The 18,506-nt window shown below is 67.4% G+C and carries 11 protein-coding genes and 1 tRNA gene; 6 read left to right on the top strand and 6 right to left on the bottom strand.

The features are described from left to right. Positions 1-123: 123 nt before the first annotated feature. The 6 genes from clpB to Verru16B_RS09185 all read left to right on the top strand — a co-directional run bounded on the left by clpB (position 124) and on the right by Verru16B_RS09185 (position 9,177). Complete coding sequence (clpB, locus tag Verru16B_RS09160) at positions 124-2,709, top strand: ATP-dependent chaperone ClpB (protein ID WP_099093277.1); 2,586 nt, start codon at positions 124-126, stop codon at positions 2,707-2,709. A gap of 100 nt (positions 2,710-2,809) precedes the next feature. Further along, positions 2,810-5,185, top strand: coding sequence for a transporter substrate-binding domain-containing protein (locus tag Verru16B_RS09165; protein ID WP_069962002.1), 2,376 nt, complete (start codon positions 2,810-2,812; stop codon positions 5,183-5,185). A 79-nt stretch (positions 5,186-5,264) separates the two neighbouring features. After that, a complete protein-coding gene (locus Verru16B_RS09170) occupies positions 5,265-6,164 on the top strand; it encodes a phosphatidylserine decarboxylase (protein WP_069962003.1) in 900 nt (299 codons plus the stop codon). Positions 6,165-6,260: 96 nt separating this feature from the next. Further along, complete coding sequence (locus tag Verru16B_RS09175) at positions 6,261-7,820, top strand: amidase (RefSeq protein WP_083270237.1); 1,560 nt, start codon at positions 6,261-6,263, stop codon at positions 7,818-7,820. A 49-nt stretch (positions 7,821-7,869) separates the two neighbouring features. Beyond that, a tRNA-Leu gene (locus tag Verru16B_RS09180) sits at positions 7,870-7,950 on the top strand. A gap of 231 nt (positions 7,951-8,181) precedes the next feature. Further along, on the top strand, positions 8,182-9,177 hold the full coding sequence (locus tag Verru16B_RS09185) for a dihydroorotate dehydrogenase-like protein (RefSeq protein ID WP_069962004.1): 996 nt from the start codon (positions 8,182-8,184) through the stop codon (positions 9,175-9,177). A 195-nt stretch (positions 9,178-9,372) separates the two neighbouring features. Here Verru16B_RS09185 and Verru16B_RS09190 read toward each other — a convergent pair whose 3' ends face one another. The 6 genes from Verru16B_RS09190 to Verru16B_RS09215 all read right to left on the bottom strand — a co-directional run bounded on the left by Verru16B_RS09190 (position 9,373) and on the right by Verru16B_RS09215 (position 18,426). After that, positions 9,373-10,506: a glycoside hydrolase family 5 protein gene (locus Verru16B_RS09190; RefSeq protein ID WP_069962005.1), complete on the bottom strand. Its 1,134-nt coding sequence runs from the start codon at positions 10,504-10,506 to the stop codon at positions 9,373-9,375. Next, positions 10,503-12,398, bottom strand: coding sequence for a glycoside hydrolase 5 family protein (locus Verru16B_RS09195; RefSeq protein WP_069962006.1), 1,896 nt, complete (start codon positions 12,396-12,398; stop codon positions 10,503-10,505). Before Verru16B_RS09195 ends, Verru16B_RS09190 begins: the two co-directional genes overlap by 4 nt. Beyond that, complete coding sequence (locus tag Verru16B_RS09200; RefSeq protein WP_069962007.1) at positions 12,395-14,143, bottom strand: sodium:solute symporter family transporter; 1,749 nt, start codon at positions 14,141-14,143, stop codon at positions 12,395-12,397. Before Verru16B_RS09200 ends, Verru16B_RS09195 begins: the two co-directional genes overlap by 4 nt. A gap of 42 nt (positions 14,144-14,185) precedes the next feature. Then, positions 14,186-15,211 carry a hydroxyacid dehydrogenase gene (locus tag Verru16B_RS09205; RefSeq protein WP_069962008.1) on the bottom strand — a complete coding sequence of 342 codons (1,026 nt, stop codon included), beginning with the start codon at positions 15,209-15,211 and terminating at the stop codon, positions 14,186-14,188. A gap of 31 nt (positions 15,212-15,242) precedes the next feature. Next, complete coding sequence (locus Verru16B_RS09210; RefSeq protein ID WP_069962009.1) at positions 15,243-17,264, bottom strand: DUF2264 domain-containing protein; 2,022 nt, start codon at positions 17,262-17,264, stop codon at positions 15,243-15,245. A 115-nt stretch (positions 17,265-17,379) separates the two neighbouring features. After that, positions 17,380-18,426: a LacI family DNA-binding transcriptional regulator gene (locus tag Verru16B_RS09215; protein WP_069962010.1), complete on the bottom strand. Its 1,047-nt coding sequence runs from the start codon at positions 18,424-18,426 to the stop codon at positions 17,380-17,382. Between the last annotated feature and the right edge of the window lie 80 nt (positions 18,427-18,506).

Consider the following 18,506-nt stretch of genomic DNA (forward strand, 5'->3'; position numbering starts at 1 on the left):
GCACAAGGGCTGGCACACCAGCCTGACGCGTTGTCGCAGCGGTGGTGGGGTGCGGGCGGATCCCCGAGGGAAGCAGGTCTTCACCCGCTGGCGCGGCTCCTGCAAAGCGTCTATAATCCCTTTATGAATCCCGAGAAAATGACCGTCATGTCGCGCCAAGCCGTCCAGGAGGCGCAGAACGAGGCCCGCCGCCGCTCGCACAATGAAGTGGAGACGTGGCACCTGCTCGTCGCGCTGCTGGCCCAGGAGGGTGGCATCGTCCCGTCACTCGTCGAGAAGCTCGGCGTGACGGTCAGCGCCCTGCAGCTGGCCGCGGAGCGCGAGCTGGGCCGGCTGCCCAAGGTCTCGGGCAGCGTGGACGTCTCCAAGGTTTACGTGACGCAGTCGCTGAACGAGGTCCTGACCAAGGCCGAGGTGGAGGCCGAGGCGCTCAAGGACGATTTCATGAGCGTCGAGCACCTCTTTCTCGCGCTGCTCGCCGTGGGCAAGCCGGAGGCGCTCAGGAAGTATTTCGGCAGCTTTGGCCTCGACCGGGGCAAGGTGCTGCAGGAACTGCAGAAGATGCGCGGCAACCAGCGCGTCACCTCCGACAATCCCGAGACCACTTACAACGCGCTGGAGAAGTACGGCGTGGACCTCGTGGCCCAGGCGCGGAAAGGGAAGATCGACCCGGTCATTGGGCGCGATGCCGAGATCCGGCGGGCGATCCGCATTCTCTCGCGCAAGACCAAGAACAACCCCGTGCTCATCGGCGAGCCCGGGGTGGGCAAGACTGCGATCGTCGAGGGCCTGGCCCAGCGCATCCTGCGGGGCGACGTGCCCGAGGGGCTGAAGGACAAGACCGTCTTCGCCCTTGATCTCGGTGCGCTGGTCGCTGGCGCCAAATACCGCGGCGAGTTCGAGGAGCGCCTCAAGGCCGTGCTGAACGAGGTCAAGCAGGCCGACGGGCGCATCATCCTCTTTATCGATGAGCTGCATAATATCGTCGGTGCCGGCAAGACCGAGGGCGCGATGGATGCGGGCAACCTGCTCAAGCCCATGCTGGCGCGCGGCGAGCTGCACTGCATCGGCGCCACCACGTTGGACGAGTACCGCAAGTACATCGAGAAGGACCCGGCGCTGGAGCGCCGCTTCCAGACCGTGCTGGTCGAGGAGCCGACGGTGGAGGATGCCATCTCGATCCTGCGCGGCCTGCGGGAGCGCTACGAGCTGCACCATGGGGTCCGCATCCAGGACAACGCGCTGGTCTCGGCCGCCGTGCTCTCGCACCGCTACATCGCGGACCGGTTCCTGCCGGACAAGGCCATCGACTTGGTGGACGAAGCCTGTGCCATGATCCGGACGGAGATCGACTCGCTGCCCACGGAGCTCGACGAGTTGCAGCGGCGCGTCATGCAGCTCGAGATCGAGGAGACCGCCCTGCAGAAGGAAAAGGACGACGCCTCGAAGCGCCGCCTGACGGATCTGCGCAAGGAACTGGCCAACGCCAAGGAGCAGGCCACCGCGTTGCGGGCCGTCTGGACGAAGGAAAAGGAAGCCCTGGGCCGCGTGCAGAAGGTGCGCGAGGCGCTGGAAGCGGCCCGCCTCGAGATGGCGCAGGCCGAGCGCGCGTACGACCTGAACAAGATCGCCGAGCTCCGGCACGGGCGGATCCCGCAGCTGGAGAGCGAGCTGGCCAAGGCCGAGAAGGCCGGCACCGCGAAGACCACGCTGGTGAAGGAGGAGGTGTCCGCCGAGGAAATCGCCGAGATCATCTCGAAGTGGACGCACATCCCGCTGTCCAAGCTGCTGCAGGGCGACAAGGAGAAGCTGCTCGGGCTCGAGCGCGAGCTGCACCAGCGCGTGATCGGGCAGGACGAGGGCGTCCGTCTCGTGAGCGAGGCGATCCTGCGGGCGCGGGCCGGCATCAAGGATCCGCGCCGGCCGATCGGGAGTTTTCTGTTCCTCGGGCCCACGGGCGTGGGCAAGACCGAGCTGGCGAAGACGCTGGCCGCGCAGCTCTTCGACTCCGAGGCCAACCTCATCCGGCTCGACATGTCCGAGTACATGGAGAAGCACAGCGTGGCGCGCATGATTGGCGCGCCCCCGGGCTATGTCGGCTATGACGAGGGCGGCCAGCTGACGGAGGCCGTGCGGCGCAAGCCGTATGCGGTCGTGCTTTTCGACGAGATCGAGAAGGCGCACCCCGATGTGTTCAACGTGTTGCTGCAGGTGCTCGACGACGGCCGCATCACGGACGCCCAGGGGCGCACGGTGGACTTCAAGAACACCGTGATCATCATGACCTCGAACCTCGGCAGCCGGCACCTGTTGGAAGGGGTGAAGGGCGACGAGATCCCGGAGAGTGTGCGGGAGGCGGTGATGGCCGACCTGCGCGCGGCGTTCCGGCCGGAGTTCCTGAACCGGGTGGACGAGACGGTGCTGTTCAAGCCGCTGACGCTGGAGGAGATCGAGCAGATCGTGGACCTGCTGATCGCCGATGTGAACCGCCGGTTGGCGGACCGTCGGATCAAGGTGGTGCTGGCGGCCCCGGCGAAAGTCTGGGTGGCGGAGAAGGGTTACGACCCGGTCTTCGGCGCCCGGCCGCTGAAGCGTTTCCTGCAGCGGCACCTTGAGACCCGGCTGGCCCGGGCGTTGATTGCCGGTGAAGTGGGGGAGGACTCGACCGTGACCTTCACGGTCTTGGATGGCGCCTTGGTGATGGGCTAGGCGGACGTCGCGAGCGTGAGCTTGCGCTGTCGGGGTGGACGTGGAAAATCGGGTCGTGCCTTCCTTCCGGCAGTCGACGCGTGCGGTATCCCGAATCATCTTGGCCGCCCTGTTTTTGACCGGCGCGCGGGCGGGTGTGGCGGCCGAAACGGACACGAGGACGGTGGGCGTGCTGACCGACAATTATCCCTTTTCCTACACGGATGAGAAGGGCCAGATCACAGGGTTCGCGTTCGACCTGGTGAACGAAATCGAGGGGGTGATGGGGCTCAAGTGGGAGCGGGTCATCGGAGACACCAAAGACGTCAATGCGGCTTTCCGCGAAGGGCGGCTGGGCATCCTGCAGAGTTACGCGCGCTTTCCCGAGCGCGAAGGCGAGGCGGATTTCTCGGTGCCCTACCTGACCCTGAATGGTGCCATTATTGTCCGGAAGGGAGATGATCGCATCAAAACCCTCGCCGACCTCCGCGGCCGGCGGGTGCTGGTCCACCGGGCCAGCATGGGGGAGACGATCCTACGCAAGGCCGGGTTGGGCGAGTCGGTCGTTTACGCCGAGTCGGTGGAGGATGCCTTGCGGAAGATCGACCGGGGGGAGGCGGATGCCACGCTGGCCACCCGCCTGACCGCGCTCACCCGGGTGCATTATTTCGGCCTGAAGAACATCCGGGCGCTGGACGTGCCGGTCGAGGGCTACGACGTGCGCTATTGCATCGCCGTCCAAGAGGGCGATGGGGAAATGCTGGCCCGGATCAACGAGGGTCTGGCCGTGCTGGTGCGCACGGGGCGCTACGATGCCCTTTATCGGAAATGGTTTTCGCATGTTGAGCCCGTGGGCTACTCGCTGGAACAGGTACTGCTGGCGGTGGCCGTGGGCTTGTCGCTGGCACTGCTGGTCGCCCTGTGGGCGGCCGGGCGGCAGCGTCGCTTGCGGCGGCAAATCGCCCGCCAGGCGGTGGAGTTGCAGGCGAGCGAGGAGCGCTACCGCGGGGTGTTTGAAGGCGCGCCCGACGGTCTGCTGGTGCTGGAAGCACAGGACCGGCCCGGTGACCCCGTGATCCTGCAGGTCAATCCCGCCGCCCGGCGCCTGCTGCAGACGGGCAGCGGCCCGGCGCCCCGGTCGCGCCTGCGCAGCGTGCTGGCCGGCGATCCGGTGCTTCTGGAGCGTTTGACGGCCGCCACCGCCGCGGAACAGGCCGAGGAATTTGAGCACGAGAAGCCGGGAGCCACCGCGTGGTGGCGCGTGTCGTCCAGTCCGCTGGGCGGGCGGTTGCTGGTTTCGTTGCGCGACATCACGGAGCAGACCCAGGCCCGGCAACGCCTGCAGCAGCAGGACGAACACATGCGCCAGACGCAGAAGATCGAGGCCATCGGCACGCTGGCCGGGGGCATCGCGCACGATTTCAACAACCTGCTGACGGCCATCATGGGCAACACCCAACTCACGCTGATGAACCTGCCGCCCGGGCACCCGGAGACCGGTTCACTGGAGCAGGTCCTGAAGGCCGCCCGGCGGGCGCAGCAGCTGGCGAAGCAGATCCTGACCTTCTCGCGGCGGACGACCCCCAGCCGACAGCCGGTGAAGGTGACGCCGCTCGTGGATGAGGTCTTGGACTTTCTGCGCGCGGTCGCGCGCGGCACGGTCGAATTTGACCACCAAGCCCTGCCGGAGGGCGCGGAAATCATGGCCGATCCGGGGCAGGTTCACCAGGTGTTGATGAATATCGGGACCAACGCGCTGCAGGCGATGCGCGGCGCGCCTGGACGGCTCGTCTTCGTGGAAGAGTGGGTGACGATTGAGCCCGGGGAGCCGCCGCCGGGAATCCAACCCGGGCGTTGCCTGCGCATCGCGGTGCGGGATTCCGGCCCGGGCATGAGCCGGGAGATCATGAATCGCATTTTTGAGCCCTTCTTCACGACCAAGCCGATGGGCGAGGGCACGGGGCTCGGTCTGGCCGTGGTGCACGGCATCATGCGCCAGCACGATGGCGCCGTGACGGTCACCAGCGAACCGGGGCGCGGGACCTGCTTTCACCTTTATTTCCCGATGCAGGCCGCGACCAGGGCCTCGCCGGTGGAGGAAGCCACCGCGGCGGTGCCGACCGGCCGCGGCCAGATGATCCTGCTGGTGGACGATGACCCTGCGATCGTGGAAACCGTGCGCAAGCTCCTGCAACGTTTGGGTTATGCCGTGAGTGCGCACCTCCGGGCCGACGAGGCCCTCGCCGAGTTCGAGGCATCGCCCGACCGCTTTGCGCTCGTGCTCAGCGACCTGACGATGCCGGGCCTCAACGGCCTGCAGTTTGCCACCCGCGTGCGAGCGGTGCGCCCCGGTCTGCCGTTGGTGCTGGCGAGCGGATACTGGGGCGAGGCCGACCTGGCCGAGGCCCGGCGACTGGGATTATCGGCCCTGCTGCACAAGCCGCTCGCCTACGAGATGCTGGGGCGGGCGGTCGCCGCGCAGCTGCCGGCGGTCTGAGGCGGCGTCTCAGACGGAGGCAACCGCAGGCGACGGAATAGTGTGGCGGGCTCCGCCGGCTGCCCCAATAAAGTCCGCAATGCCGCCCGAGCCCATCCGCTATTTTCATCGCGCCAAGCGCACCGTCGAGACCGAGCAGGTTTACGGCGAGGAGTGGTTGCGCTGGACCTACGGGACGACACTCGGCCGGTTTGCGCTCAATGCGCTGGTGAAGCGGGCGGTCGCCTCACGCTACTACGGCTGGCGGATGAGCCTGCGCGACAGCGCCAATCGGATCCTGCCGTTCATCGTGGATTACGACCTGAACGTGGATGAGTTCGCGAAAAAGCCGCTCACCTTCAAAACCTTCAACGAGTTTTTCTACCGTGCACTCAAACCCGGGGCCCGGCCCGTGGCCGAAGGGGAACGCGTCGCCGTCTTGCCGGCGGATGGGCGCCACCTGGCGTTCCAGAACGTGGATGCGGCGGCGGGCTTTTACGCCAAGGGGCAGCAATTCGACCTGAAGGCGTTCCTGGGTGATGAGGCGCTGGCGGCAAAGTTTTCCGGCGGGGCGATGCTGATCTCGCGGTTGTGTCCGGTGGACTACCACCGGTTTCATTTCCCGGTGGCGGGCATGCCCAGCGAGCCGCGGTTGATCAACGGCTGGCTGTATTCGGTGTCGCCGATCGCGCTGCGGCAGAACCTCGCCTACCTCTGGCAGAACAAGCGGATGGTCACGCTGGTTGAGTCGCCGGAGTTTGGCACCGTGGCCGTGTGTGAGATCGGGGCGACCATGGTCGGAAGTATCTTCCAGTCCTTCGTGCTCGGCCGGGCCGTGACCAAGGGCGAGGAGAAGGGGTTGTTTAAATTCGGTGGCTCCTGCGTCGTGACGCTCTTCCCGCCGGGCAAGATCAGGCTCGATGCCGACCTGGTGCAACAAAGCGCGGCCGGCCTCGAGGTCTACGCCCGCATGGGCGAGCGGCTGGGCGAGGCGGTCTGAAATCCCGTAGCTTCCCGCGGATATCGCGGATAAGATTGGGCCAATCCGGTGGTTTTATCCGTGATCATCCGTGTGATCCGTGGTTAAACCGATCGCATGAAATCACGTCTGTGGCTGGTGTTCTGTTGCGTCGTCTCGTTCGTTTGGGCGGATTTTCCCCATGCGGAGGCGACGATCGGCGGTCTGCAGGCGCAGATGGCGTCGGGGCAGCTGACTTCGGTGTCTCTGACGACCGCCTATCTCGAGCGCATTGCGGCGGTGGACCGGGCCGGGCCGACTTTGCATGCCATCATCGAGCTCAATCCCGAGGCGCTGGCCATCGCGCAGCAGCTCGATGCGGAGCGGCAGGCGGGCAAAGTGCGCGGGCCACTCCATGGGATCCCGGTGCTGATCAAGGACAACATCGCCACGGCGGACCAGATGCAGACGACCGCCGGCTCGCTGGCGCTGGTCGGGGCGAAACCGCCGCACGACGCGGCCATCGTCGCCCAGCTGCGCGCGGCGGGCGCGGTGATCCTCGGGAAGACGAACCTGAGCGAGTGGGCCAATTTTCGCGGGGAAAAATCCATCAGCGGCTGGAGCGGCCGCGGCGGCCAGACCCGCAATCCGTACGCGCTCGACCGCAACACCTCGGGCTCGAGCTCCGGTTCCGCGGCCGCGGCGGCGGCCAACCTGTGCGTGGTGGCCGTCGGCACGGAGACCGACGGCTCGATCGTGTCCCCGGCCTCGGTGTGCGGACTGGTCGGCGTGAAGCCGACGGTCGGTCTGGTGAGCCGCACCGGCATCATCCCGATCTCGGCCTCGCAGGACACGGCCGGGCCGATGACGCGGACGGTGCGAGATGCCGCGCTGCTGCTGGAGGCCATGGCGGCGGTGGATCCCAAGGACGCGGTGACCGCGACGAGGCCGGCCGGGTTGGCGCTGGATTTTGCCACGCAGCTCAAGCCGGGGGCGCTGAAAGGGGCCCGCCTGGGCGTGGTACGCGGGCCATTCGGACTCGATGCGCGGTTGCAACCGCTGCTGGAGGCTGCGATCGAACGCTTGAAGGCGGCGGGGGCGGAGGTCGTCGACCTCGGCGACCAGCCGGATTTCAACCGCGCGGGGGAGCCGGAGATGGAGGTGCTGCTCTATGAGTACAAGGACGGGCTGAACGCCTATTTTGCCACACTCGGGCCGGATTCGCCCATCAAGACGCTGGCGGATGTGATTGCCTTCAACGAGGCGCAGGCCGCGCAGGAGCTGGCGCATTTCGGGCAGGAACTGATGGTGCGCGCGCAGGCCAAGGGGCCGCTGACCGAGGCGGCGTACCTCGAGGCCCGGGCCGCATGTTTGAAATTCACGCGGACGGAGGGCATCGATGCCCTAGTGGCGAAACACCAGCTCGACGCACTGGTCAGCATCACTAACGGCCCGGCTTGGCTGATCGACCCGGCGAATGGGGATGCCTACACGGGCGGCAGCTCGTCCCCGGCGGCGGTGGCGGGTTACCCGAGTGTGACGGTGCCGACGGGCGACTGGCGCGGTCTGCCGGTGGGAATTTCCTTTTACGGGGCAGCCTGGACCGAGGGTAAGCTCCTGAGCCTGGCAGCGGATTACGAGGCGGCGACCCAGGCGCGGCGGGAGCCGGGGTTGGCCGCCACGGCCGGCCTGAAGTAGCGCTTGCGGGCCCGGTTAAAATCGGGAATCTGCAGGCGAAGTCCTCCTCGCTCGGGTGATGGAATGGCAGACATGAGGGTCTTAGAAGCCCTTGCCGTAAGGCGTGCAGGTTCGAGTCCTGTCCCGAGCATTCTTCCGGGTTCATACCGGTCGTTCCTTCGTTTACTCACCGGGGAAGCCCCCAACCGGCAGAGGGCTATTGCCAAGAATTGCATAGCCGCGGCCGGTGGGGTGTGGGATGATGGGGGCAGACCGGTTCAGCTGATTTTTTCACCCCCGCGCCCATGCCTTCCACGCCCCCGGCTTCCCGCCCCCCTGCGAGCCCGGCCCCCGGGCGTGCCAACCCCCGGAGCCCCGCCCCATGAACCTCGCGACGAACTACCTTGGCCTGAAACTCAAGAATCCGCTCATCGTCGGCGCGTCGCCGTTTTGCGACGAGGTGGACGGCGCCAGCCGGCTCGAGGATGCCGGGGCGGCGGCCATCGTGATGCGCTCGCTGTTCGAGGAGCAGATCGACCACCAGCAGCGCTCGATGTCGTACCTGCTGGACACCAACCCGGGCGAGGCCTTTTCCGGCGCGCGGGAGTTTTTTCCGGCCTACACGGATTATCCGCTCACGCCGAACACCTACCTGGAGCAGATCGGGCACCTGAAGAGCACGCTGAAGATCCCGGTCATCGCCTCGTTGAACGGCCACCGGCCGGGGGCTTGGACGGATTACGCACACAAGCTGGAATCGGCCGGCGCGGATGCCATCGAGCTGAACCTGTATCACCTGATCACCGACCCGCTGATGAGCGGCAAGCAGGTGGAGGACGACATGATCGAGACCGTGCACAACATCAGCAGCGTGGTGAAGATCCCGGTGGCGGCGAAGATTTCGCCCTACCACGCCGCGCCGGCGCAGTTCGCTTTGGCGCTGGAGAAGGCCGGCGCGAAGGGCGTCGTGTTGTTCAATCGCTTTTATCAGCCGGATTTCGACCTGCAGGAACTGGACGTGCATCCGCACCTGACGCTCTCGGACTCGTCGGAACTGCTCCTGCGGCTGCGCTGGCTGGCGGTGCTGTCACCGCACCTGAAAGGCTCGTTGTCGTGCAGCGGCGGCGTGCACCGGGCCGAAGACATCATCAAGGCGCTGTTGGCCGGTGCGCACACGGTGCAGCTAGTTTCGCAGCTGATCAAGGAAGGGCCGCGGGTTCTGACCCAGCTGCTCCTCGGCATGCGCCGCTGGATGGAGGAACGCGATTTTGAGGATATCGACGTCCTGCGCGGCCGCCTGAACCTGAAGCGGTGCCCGAACCCCGCCGCGCACGAGCGCGCGAATTACATCAAGGTGCTGCAGAGCCGGTCGCGGTAAGGCGAGGGCGGCGACGTCCAACGGGTCACGGCATTCTGGATCTCTTGTAGGGTCGCTGCTTGCGGCGACCTCGCGGGTTAGGTCGGCGTAGGCGCCGACCCTACAGCTGAAGCTGGAAGGCTTGGGATTTGTCTCCCACCCTGCAGTTAAAACAGCCCGAGCCGCAGCGATGCCGCATTGCTCGTTGGATCTGCCTCAAGACCTTTGCAGCAGCTCCAGCATCGTTCGGTCAAGCTTGTGGCCGTACCAGTCCTCATACGCGACGTCGTTGCGCTCGGAATCGAGGATGCCGAATTTGCTCTGGCCGAGGAAATCCCAGAGCGCCCAGCCGATGCCGAGGTCGCGGCACACGCCGAGCACGTCGCCCAGCCAAGCCCGGGAGATTGACGCGGGCACGCGGTGGGAGCCGCCGGTTTCGCCCATATGGACACCCACGCCCTGCGCGAGCAGGTCCTGCCACGACGAATAATACAGCTCCAGGCGTTCGCGGTCCCAGCGGTAGTCACCATCGCCCAACGCGCCTGGCCACTGCGGCACGGGCCAGTCGGTGCGGTCTTTCATCCAGTCGACCTGATAGTGGCTGAGTGAACCCGGAATGTAGCAATGCACGCTCTGGTGCACACCCAGCGGGATGAGTTCCGGCACGGGTAGGTTGCCGGCGCCGGCACCGTCGGCGATGATCATGCGGTCGGGGCGGTGTTTCCGGATGGCGGCCACAGCGGGAGTGACGGCGTGGCGGTAGATCGCGCCGTTGAAGTTGTCGTTGGGCCACGGAGCTTCGTTGAACAGGTTGAAGCTAAGCCGGTCGGCCGGGATGTCGCGGTAGCGCCGCGCGAACAGGTTCCAATGAAACGTGAAGGCTTCGACCGCCGCGGGATCGCGCCAGAGCACGAAGGGTTCGCTCACATTCTTGCCGACGCGGTAGCCGGGCGCATGGTGGAAGCACAGGCACACGTGCACACCGTGCCGGCCGCCGAGCTCAACCGCCTGGTCCACCAGGGCGAGGGTGCTCTCATCCAGGTCGTAGACATCCTCGGGTTTGATCAGCTCGTTGGCCGGCGCCTTGTTTTTCAGCCAGGTGCGGTAGTTAAGCGGCAGGCGCACGAAGTCGAAGCCCCAGCCGGCGATCCAGCGAAAATGGTCCTCGTCGGGCTTCAGCATGGCGGGGCCGGGCCGGTAGAGATATTGGAGATTGAAGCCGCGCCAGCGCGGGAGCGGATTTGTGGTGGAGCGCGGCGGGGTGGCGGTGGCGGTGACGCCACCGGGCAAGGCAGCGGCCAGTCCGGCACCCCCGGCGAGTTTGAGGAAATCGCGACGGGAGGAGTTCATGGGGTGGGGATCCAGGAAAGTTCAACGCGGCCGAGGGCCAGCATGGGCGCAGCGCCGGCGGGAAGTTCGATCTCGAGGAGCGCGGCGTGGTTGGCAGGAAGGTCGGTCGAGTAACGCGCGCGCTTGCCCTGCTGGTAAGCGGTCACCTGTGGTGTCACCTCGGTTCGCGCGCCCTGGGGGTCGGTCAGGAAAAAGCGCGGGGGAGTCTCGCTGTCGAAGGCGGTCAGGGTGAAGCTGCGCACCGGCCCGGGCAGGCGGTAGACCAGGCGGCCGGATTGCGCGGGATCGCGCCGATGGATGATCGCGATGTCTTCCAAGTAGGCGTCGTGGGCGTAGGCCTTCGTGATCTGCAGATTGGTTGAGGATGCATCCCAGGCGGTTTCATCGAACAGATCGTCCACCAGCCAGTGGCGGTCCGGCTGCAGGGGGCCGATGAGGTTGGAGGGCGCGGAGACGCCGCCGTTGTTGCGTGCGAGCACGCGATAGTAGTAGGTGCCACCGGGCGCGGCGGTGGTATCACAGAAGAGAGGCGTGTAGGGGGCGAGGTGGTCACCGAAGTCGCGGGTGAGGCTGGTCCACGGTCCGCCGACGGCGGGGGCACGTTGGATCTCGTAGGCGCTGGCGCCGGCTGAGCCCTGCCAGGAGAGATGACCGGGGTCGGAGGCGGGGAGGAGGACCGGGGCCTCGGGCGCAGCCGGGGCCGGGGCGGTCGTGCCGGTGATGCGGGCGGCGTAGTCGCGCAGGATGCCGAGCAGCTCGCGTTCGCGGGAGACCTCGGGCAGGCCGCCGGGCGGCTCGGCAAAGCCGGGCCAGTTGAGGTCCTCGTATTTCGAACCGCGGTCACTGTGCTTGTAGAAACCGCCGTCGCGGTTGTGGAAACGGATGCCCCACCACTGCACCCCGACGGTGCCGCCGGCGATGATCTCTTCGAGCAATTCTCGAAGGGCCTTGGGCGGGGTATACATGGCAACCTCGGTCACGATCACAGGCATCCGGCCGCGCAGCTGGTTGCGGATGAGGCGCAGCGTGCCGGCGGGCGAGTCGGCCTGGGGGAGGTTCACGTAGGTATGGTAGGAAACAGCGTCGATGTGCGGGCTGTCGGCGAACTCATCGTAGAGATCGTAGACGTCGTTGGGTTTGTTGCGTCCGTCGATGTGCAGGTGGTTGGGCGCGAGTTTTTTGATATAGGCGGCGATATCGTGCAGCCAGCGGCGACGGACGGGGTCGGTGCCGATCACGAGCTCGTTGCCGGTCTGCCAGCCGAAGATGGTCGGGTCGTCGCGGTAGGGGATGCCGGTGAGCGGGTTGGTGCGTCCGAGAACCTGCGCGATCATGTTCTTGAACTTCAGGTTGGCCTCGCTGCCGGTGACCCAAAAGTCAGGACCGTAGGTATCGGGGTCGCCGCGGAGGGCGCTGCGGTAGGCGATGAGCGGGATGAGCAGGCGTACCCCCTCCTCGCGGCTGATCTGCAGCAGTCGGTCGAGGGCGAGGAGAGCGGACTCGTTGGCGACGACGGGGTTTTGCGCGACATCGAACATCACGGCCGGGTGCGGGCCCTGGCGGGCCGTGATCATGAAGGTGCGGAGCGTGCGCCCGCCCATCTGGCGGACGGTGCGGATGGCATCGCGCTGCTCGAATTCGTCGGGCACGCGCAGGCGCAGCTCGGGGGTCTCGCCGTCGAAGCGGTAGTTCGTGATGATCTGCAGCACGTCAGGCATGTTGACCGACACGAAGCGGTATTCGCGGTCGCCGTCATAGAGCCGGTCGCCCTTGCGGGTGATGAAATGATCGAGCGGTTCCGGCGGCGGCAGTGCGGGGGCTGCGGTCAGGGCGGTGAGGCAAAGAGTGAGCGCCAGCAGTACGAGCCGACTGGTGGTGGTGGGGGGGCTCATGGGGTGGGAGGATTGGCCCGCCGGGTGGTGCGACGGATGGCGAGGCCGACGCCGATCATGAAGAGGGCGCAGAAGAAGAGCCACAGGCGGCCCGACCAGCTCGGGGAGATCACGGCCAGCAGGGCGATGAAGGCACCGTAGACGAGGCACATGAGCGCGATGCCGAGGTGACGCTTGTCATCGGGTTGCTCAAGCTCGGCCGGGGAGATGTCGGTGTCGACATTGCGGAAGAACTGCGCGACCTGCGTCGTGCGCTCGGGGGTGAGCCGACGCTGGCCGGCCAGGACGGAGGCACCCAAAAACCAGAGGGAGCCCAAGACGACGTTGGCGAGGGTGATCGCGACGTAGCTTTGGGTTTTCGCCCACGCAAGCGCGGTGGCCACGGGGCCGGGAGCGAGGGCCGCCGCCCAGTCGGATTGGGGTACGAGGCTGACGGCGCCGCCGACGGCACAGCAGACCAGAATGGTGGACCAAGCGGCCCAGTCGGGGGAGCGTCGCACCAAGAGGCACCAGAAGAGCGGCACGGCGTAGGGCGTGGCGACCAGGGCGCTGAAGTTCATCATCAGCTGGAAGACGCCGATGTCACGCCAGGTGCTGTAGAAGAGGGCCATGACGATGGCCAGGAAGCCGAAGGCCCAGGTGGTGAGGCGGCCGGCGAGCACGAGTTCCTTTTCGCCGGCGGCGGGGCGGAGCACGGGGAGGTAGAAACTGCGCACGAAGATGCCGGCATTGCGGTTGAGGCCGGAGTCCATCGAGGAGAGGGTGGAGGAGATGATGCCGGTGACCAACAAGCCGAGCAGGCCGACAGGGAGACATTGCGCGGCGATCATGATGTAGGACATCTCGGCGGGGTTGGCGACGCCCGCGTGCGTGCCCAGCGCGAGGCCGCCGGCGCGGGCGGCCAGCGGCGGGATGAACCAGAACACGGAGCCCACGAGGAAGAGGAGGGCGGCGAACAGGGCGGCCTTGCGCGCGGTCGCGCCGTCGCTGACGCAGAGGTAGCGGGAGGCGTAGTTGAGGCCGTTGATGTTGGTGACCTTCTCCAGGAGGACCGCGATGATCCACCACGGGCCGAAGTCGGCGGCGGCGGCGGTCAGGTCCCAGTGGGTGGCGGGCAGGGCCTCCAGAAAGCGGGAGGGGCCGCCGATATATTGCACGGCGGTGAACGCCGCGACGAGGGTGATCGGCACCAGCACGAGCGCCTGGATGAAATCGCCGGCCACGACGGCCCAGGAGCCGCCGGCCGCGGCGACGAAGACCACGACTACGCCGCAGACTACGATCGTGACGCGCAGGTCGAGGCCGAAGACCGGGGTGCAGAAGATGGCGAGACCATAGAGCCAGATGCCGGCCTGCAGGACCTGGAACGGCACCTGGAGCCAGGTGAACACCTGTTCGTTCACCGGGCCCAGGCGGGCGCGCACGGCCTCGAGTGCCGTGATGGCGCGACTATTGCGGCTCATCCGGGCAAAGTAGGACCAGTTGAAGAAGAAGCCGAGGGCGTTGGCCCAGTACAGGATGATCACGACGAAACCATGGTCATAAGCCAGGCCTGCGGCGCCGGTGAAGGTCCAGGCGCTGAACGCTCCCATGAAGCCGGAGGCGCCGACCATCCACCAAGCCATCTTGCCGCCGCCGCGAAAATACTCGCTCGTGTCCTTGCCGGTGTGGCGGAAGAACCAGCCGATACTGGTGAGGAACAGCAGATAGAACAGGACCACGACGTAGTCGAACGGGGAAAGCATGGCGGGGGTGGAAGGGGTGGGTGCGACCGGACGGAAACCATCTCAGGTCGCGCGGTCGTAGCTGGCGAGCGTGATCAGACCCTCCGGCGGGGTGCCGGCGAGCACCCGGGCGATGTTGGCGAGGGCATGGCCGCCGCAATCGGCGTAGCGGTCGGCGGTCGGACCTCCGATGTGGGGCGAGAGCACTAGGCCCGGTACGCTAAAAAACGGCGAGGTCGGAGTCACCGGCTCGGCGGTGACCACGTCGAGAGCCAGGCGGATGCGCCCGGCCCGGCCCTCACGCACGAGGGCTTCGTCGTCAACGACGGCGCCGCGGCCGATGTTGACGAAGACAGCGTCGTCCCGGAGGGCGGCGAGCACGCTGGCCGTGACGGTGCCTTCGGTCAGGGGGGTCAGGGATTCACACTCGAAGAGCACGTCCGAATCCGTGAAGAGCGCGGAAAGCGAAGCCGCGGGGCGCACCCCGTGGGCCGCGAAGATCGCCTCCGGCACGCCGGCGGAGTAGGCGGCCAAGGTAACGCCAAAGGGGCGGAGCAGCGGGAGGAGGGCGCGGGCCACGCTGCCAAAACCGTGGAGGCCCACGCGCAGGCCGAAGAGGGTGCGGGTGCGCAATTCGGTAAGCCGGCGGGTGGTGGCGGGCCGGGCGAGAAAGGCCGTCCAGGCGCCCTGATTGCGCAGGGCGGCCAAGGCGAGGAGCAGGCCATGCTCGGCCACCTGCGCGCTGATGCGCTCGCCCCAGTTGGTGACCAGGCCACCGCGTTCGATGAAGGAACGCGGCACCAGGTTGCGCACGGAGCCGGTGACGTGGCACACGTAGCGCAAGGGGCAGTCGGGTTGAGCCAGCCAGGCCGCGGGCAACGGTGGCGTGGTCCAGCCGGTGATAAGGATGGCCGGCCGCCGGCTCTCCAACAGCCGGGCCCAACGTCCGGGGGTCAGATCGGATTCGTCGGTGAACTCGAGGGAGGCGGCCGGCGGCTGACTCGGCAGGACCGGTTCCAGAAACAGGGCGCGTTCGCGCCCAGTCAGGGCGGCGAGGATGCGGACGGGTGACGGATCGGAAGGCGGCATGAAAGGGAAGCGCAGGGAACGAACGCGGGCTTTAGCTCCGGGGTGAGACAGGCCCCAAGGCGGGCAAGAAGGAGTGTTTGATGGCCCAGCGGCCCAGGGTGGGATGCGTGAGCTGCCAGTTGCCGGCCGCGGTGTGCCCGACGACCCACGGCTGGGCGGCCGCCTGGTCCCCGCCGGTCCAGACGAGTGCGGCGATCCAGCCGTTGCCGGTGAGCGGGGGGCTGACCGCCACGGGGGTGGCATGGTAGGGGGCGGAGAGGTGGGCGCGCGGCGTGCGGTCATCCAGCCGTTCATCCCATTCCCGCGCGGTGCATCCGGTGAGCGGCTGCACCACGCTGCCGCCGGTGGCGGGATGCCAGGTGCCAAACGATGGCCCGGTGTTGACGCGCGTGATGGCATTGTCGGGCCCCGGCAGGGCATAGCCGCCGAGGCGGAAAACGGCGGGCTGGTGCGCCTCGTAGCGATGGAGCTGGAGCAACCAGCCGGCGTTCCACCACAAGCCGGTCTCGAGGCCGACATTGATTTGCTCCGGCGGGCCATCGGTGCGCCACGCGAAGCCGAGGGCCCAGCGGTAGAGCACATGGGCCGCGCTCATTTCCAGCGCCACGGTGGCATGCCGGCCGAAGGTGCGACCGTCGGCCAGCCGAAGGGTGAGCGCGGAGTCGGAGGACCAATGGGTCGGCGCCGGAAAAGCGCAGGTAAAGGCGCGGCCGGTGCGGTAGGCGGTTTTGCTCCATTTCCAGGCGCCGTAACGCAGGTTGGTGTGGGACACCTGGGACCCGGCGTTGATGATCTCCACCTCGCCGCCGGTGTGGCGCACGACCAGCCCGGCGGGCCGGATCACGCACGCGCCGTCGGCGGATTCGCTGGGCAGCGGTTCCTCGGGGACCTGCCAGAACGCGTGGTCCGGCGGCAGCAACAGCGGGGCGAAGCCCTTGGCCGCCCAGTAAGGTGAGCCGGCGCCAGTGTAGAGTTCGGCCGAGGGTTCGAAGCGGTCGGTCCAGCCGATGGCGAGGCAGCCCTGTTCCTGATAGATGGGTTGCGCGAGAAAGAAATCCAGGTTGCGGGTGCAGAGCCGGCGGAGGCGGCCGAGCGGCAGGTCGGTGCAGGCCCCGAGCACGGTGAGGCCGAATGGGGCGGTGCTGTTGAAGCGGTAGGTGATGGACCGCCCGAAGGCCGGATGTTCGCCGCTGGCGGCGAAGAAGTGCTGGTAGTCCTGCGTGAAGCGCCGGGCCCAGTCGCGCCAGCGTTGGGCACGCTCCGGGTTTTCCGCGCCGTGCAGCTGGGCCCACCACAGGCCGTAGAAGTTGAAGGCGTAGGCGTTGTAGTAATCGAAGGCCTGGTTGATGCCGTCCTGAAACCAGCCATCGCCGCGATGCATCGCTTCCAGGCGAGAGAAATATTCGTCCACCACCGCACGATCCCCGGCCCGGCCGTAGCCCTGACGGCGCAGGAATTCCAGCACGTGGATGCCCATGAAATAATGGTTGTTGTCCACGTAGCCGGTGGAGCGTGCGGTCGCGAGCCACGCGGCCACCTGGTCCTTTTCCGCCGGGCTGAGCGGATGCCAGAGCTGGTCGGGGGCGAGCTGCAGGGTGATGGCGAACAGGCCCATCTCGACGTGCAGCTGGTGGTAATTGGCGTCGGGGCCCCAGGCCTGCGGGCCCCCGAGGGTGGTGCCGGCGACGATCCCCTCGCGGAACCAGCGTGCGACCGCCGCCCGGAAGTCCGCGGAGCCGGCTTCCGGCACCGACTGCAGGTAGTGGGCGGCGAGGAGCATCGGACGCGCAAAGGACTCGAGGCGATCGGCGGGTACGCCGTTGGCGGAGGCGGGGCCCGCGATGGCCAGGGAGGCCTGGCCGGGCACAAAGAGGCGCTGCAGGGGTTCCAGCAGCCGGCGGGCCTGGGTCTGCCAGTGCCGGTAGGCCGCGGCGCCGCGCAGGCCGGCTGAAGGGGCGGGCGCGGCCAGGGCGGCCAGTCCGCGCGGCAGGGCCAGCCCGACGCCGGTCAGGGCGGCGAGCTGAAGGAATTCACGGCGGGGTAGGGACGGCATGCGGAGGGCTCACCTGAGTCGCGGGGATCGACTCCGAAGGGGATCTGCACGGTGGGGGTTGGTGTGGGGGGCGCCAATCCCACGGCCCGTCACACAGGTGACAGGGGACAACCGCTCAGTGCAGCTGGGGGCGCAGCGTTTTCCCGGGCAGCCAGCGGCCTTCGACATGCACGCGCTGGGGATTGACGGGCACGCCGCGTTCCTGCCGGTGGATCATGCCGATGAGGAAATCCACGGCGACGCTGCCGATCTCGACGGAGTTCTCGATCACGCCGGCCAGTTCGGTGTCGGGCGAAGGCAGGAGCGGGCACGCGACCCCGATCTGCTCGGGGACCTTCCGGCCGAGGGCGCGCAGCACATCGAGGAAGTGGTAGTTGCCCGTCACGATCGCATCCGGCCGGTGGGCCTTCAGCCAGCGGGCGATGGCCCCCTGGTCGGGGTAGGGGGTGGCGAGTTTCGGCACGGCGGGGTTGCCGCCGGTGCCGGCGAGGTGTTCTTCCACGAGATATCCGGCGAGGTAGTTGTGATCGGTGCGGAGATCATGATCGCCATCCAACGCCAGGCCGATGCGGCGGTAGCCGAGGCGCCGGAGCTCGTGCACCGTGAGGCGCATGGCGCGGTATTGGGTGGCGCTGACGGTGTGCAGGCGCGGCGAAGCCAGGCTGTAGCCGAAGGTGACCGCGGAGAAATTCTGCCAGGGGAACTCCAGGTTGGTTTCCGGCCGCGGCTGGGGGCAGAGCAGGATGCCGAGGACGCCCCGGGCGGCGAGGATCGCGGCCAGGCGGGTGGGGGTCATGCCGGGCGCGTTGAAGTCGAAGATCTCGACCTGGAACCCGTAGCGCTTGGCCTGGGCGGTGGCGCCCTCGTGGTAGTCGCTGAAGTGCGGCCGCAGGGTGCGGTCGCGCCAGTCGAAACCGTAGGCGGAGTTGATCAACCAGGCCAGCGTGCCGTGGTAGATGGCCGGCCGCCGCCGGTTGCGGTAGGCGGCGAGGGCGGAAAGCATGGGATCGGGCGTGTAGCCCAGGCTGGCGGCAATGCCGAGGATGCGGTCACGCGTTGCCGGCGGGATGTTGGGGTGACCCTGCAAGGCCATCGAAACCGTGGCGCGGTGCACGCCGGCTTTCCGCGCGATATCCTGCTGCGTGACACGCTTCGCATCCATGGGGCTTCCATACCTGCGGGGCCCCGCCCGACGCGAGTTCTTTTGTTTTCCCGGGAAAAACCACTTTCTGTCACCTGTGC

This window comes from Lacunisphaera limnophila (assembly GCF_001746835.1).
Taxonomy (GTDB): domain Bacteria; phylum Verrucomicrobiota; class Verrucomicrobiia; order Opitutales; family Opitutaceae; genus Lacunisphaera; species Lacunisphaera limnophila.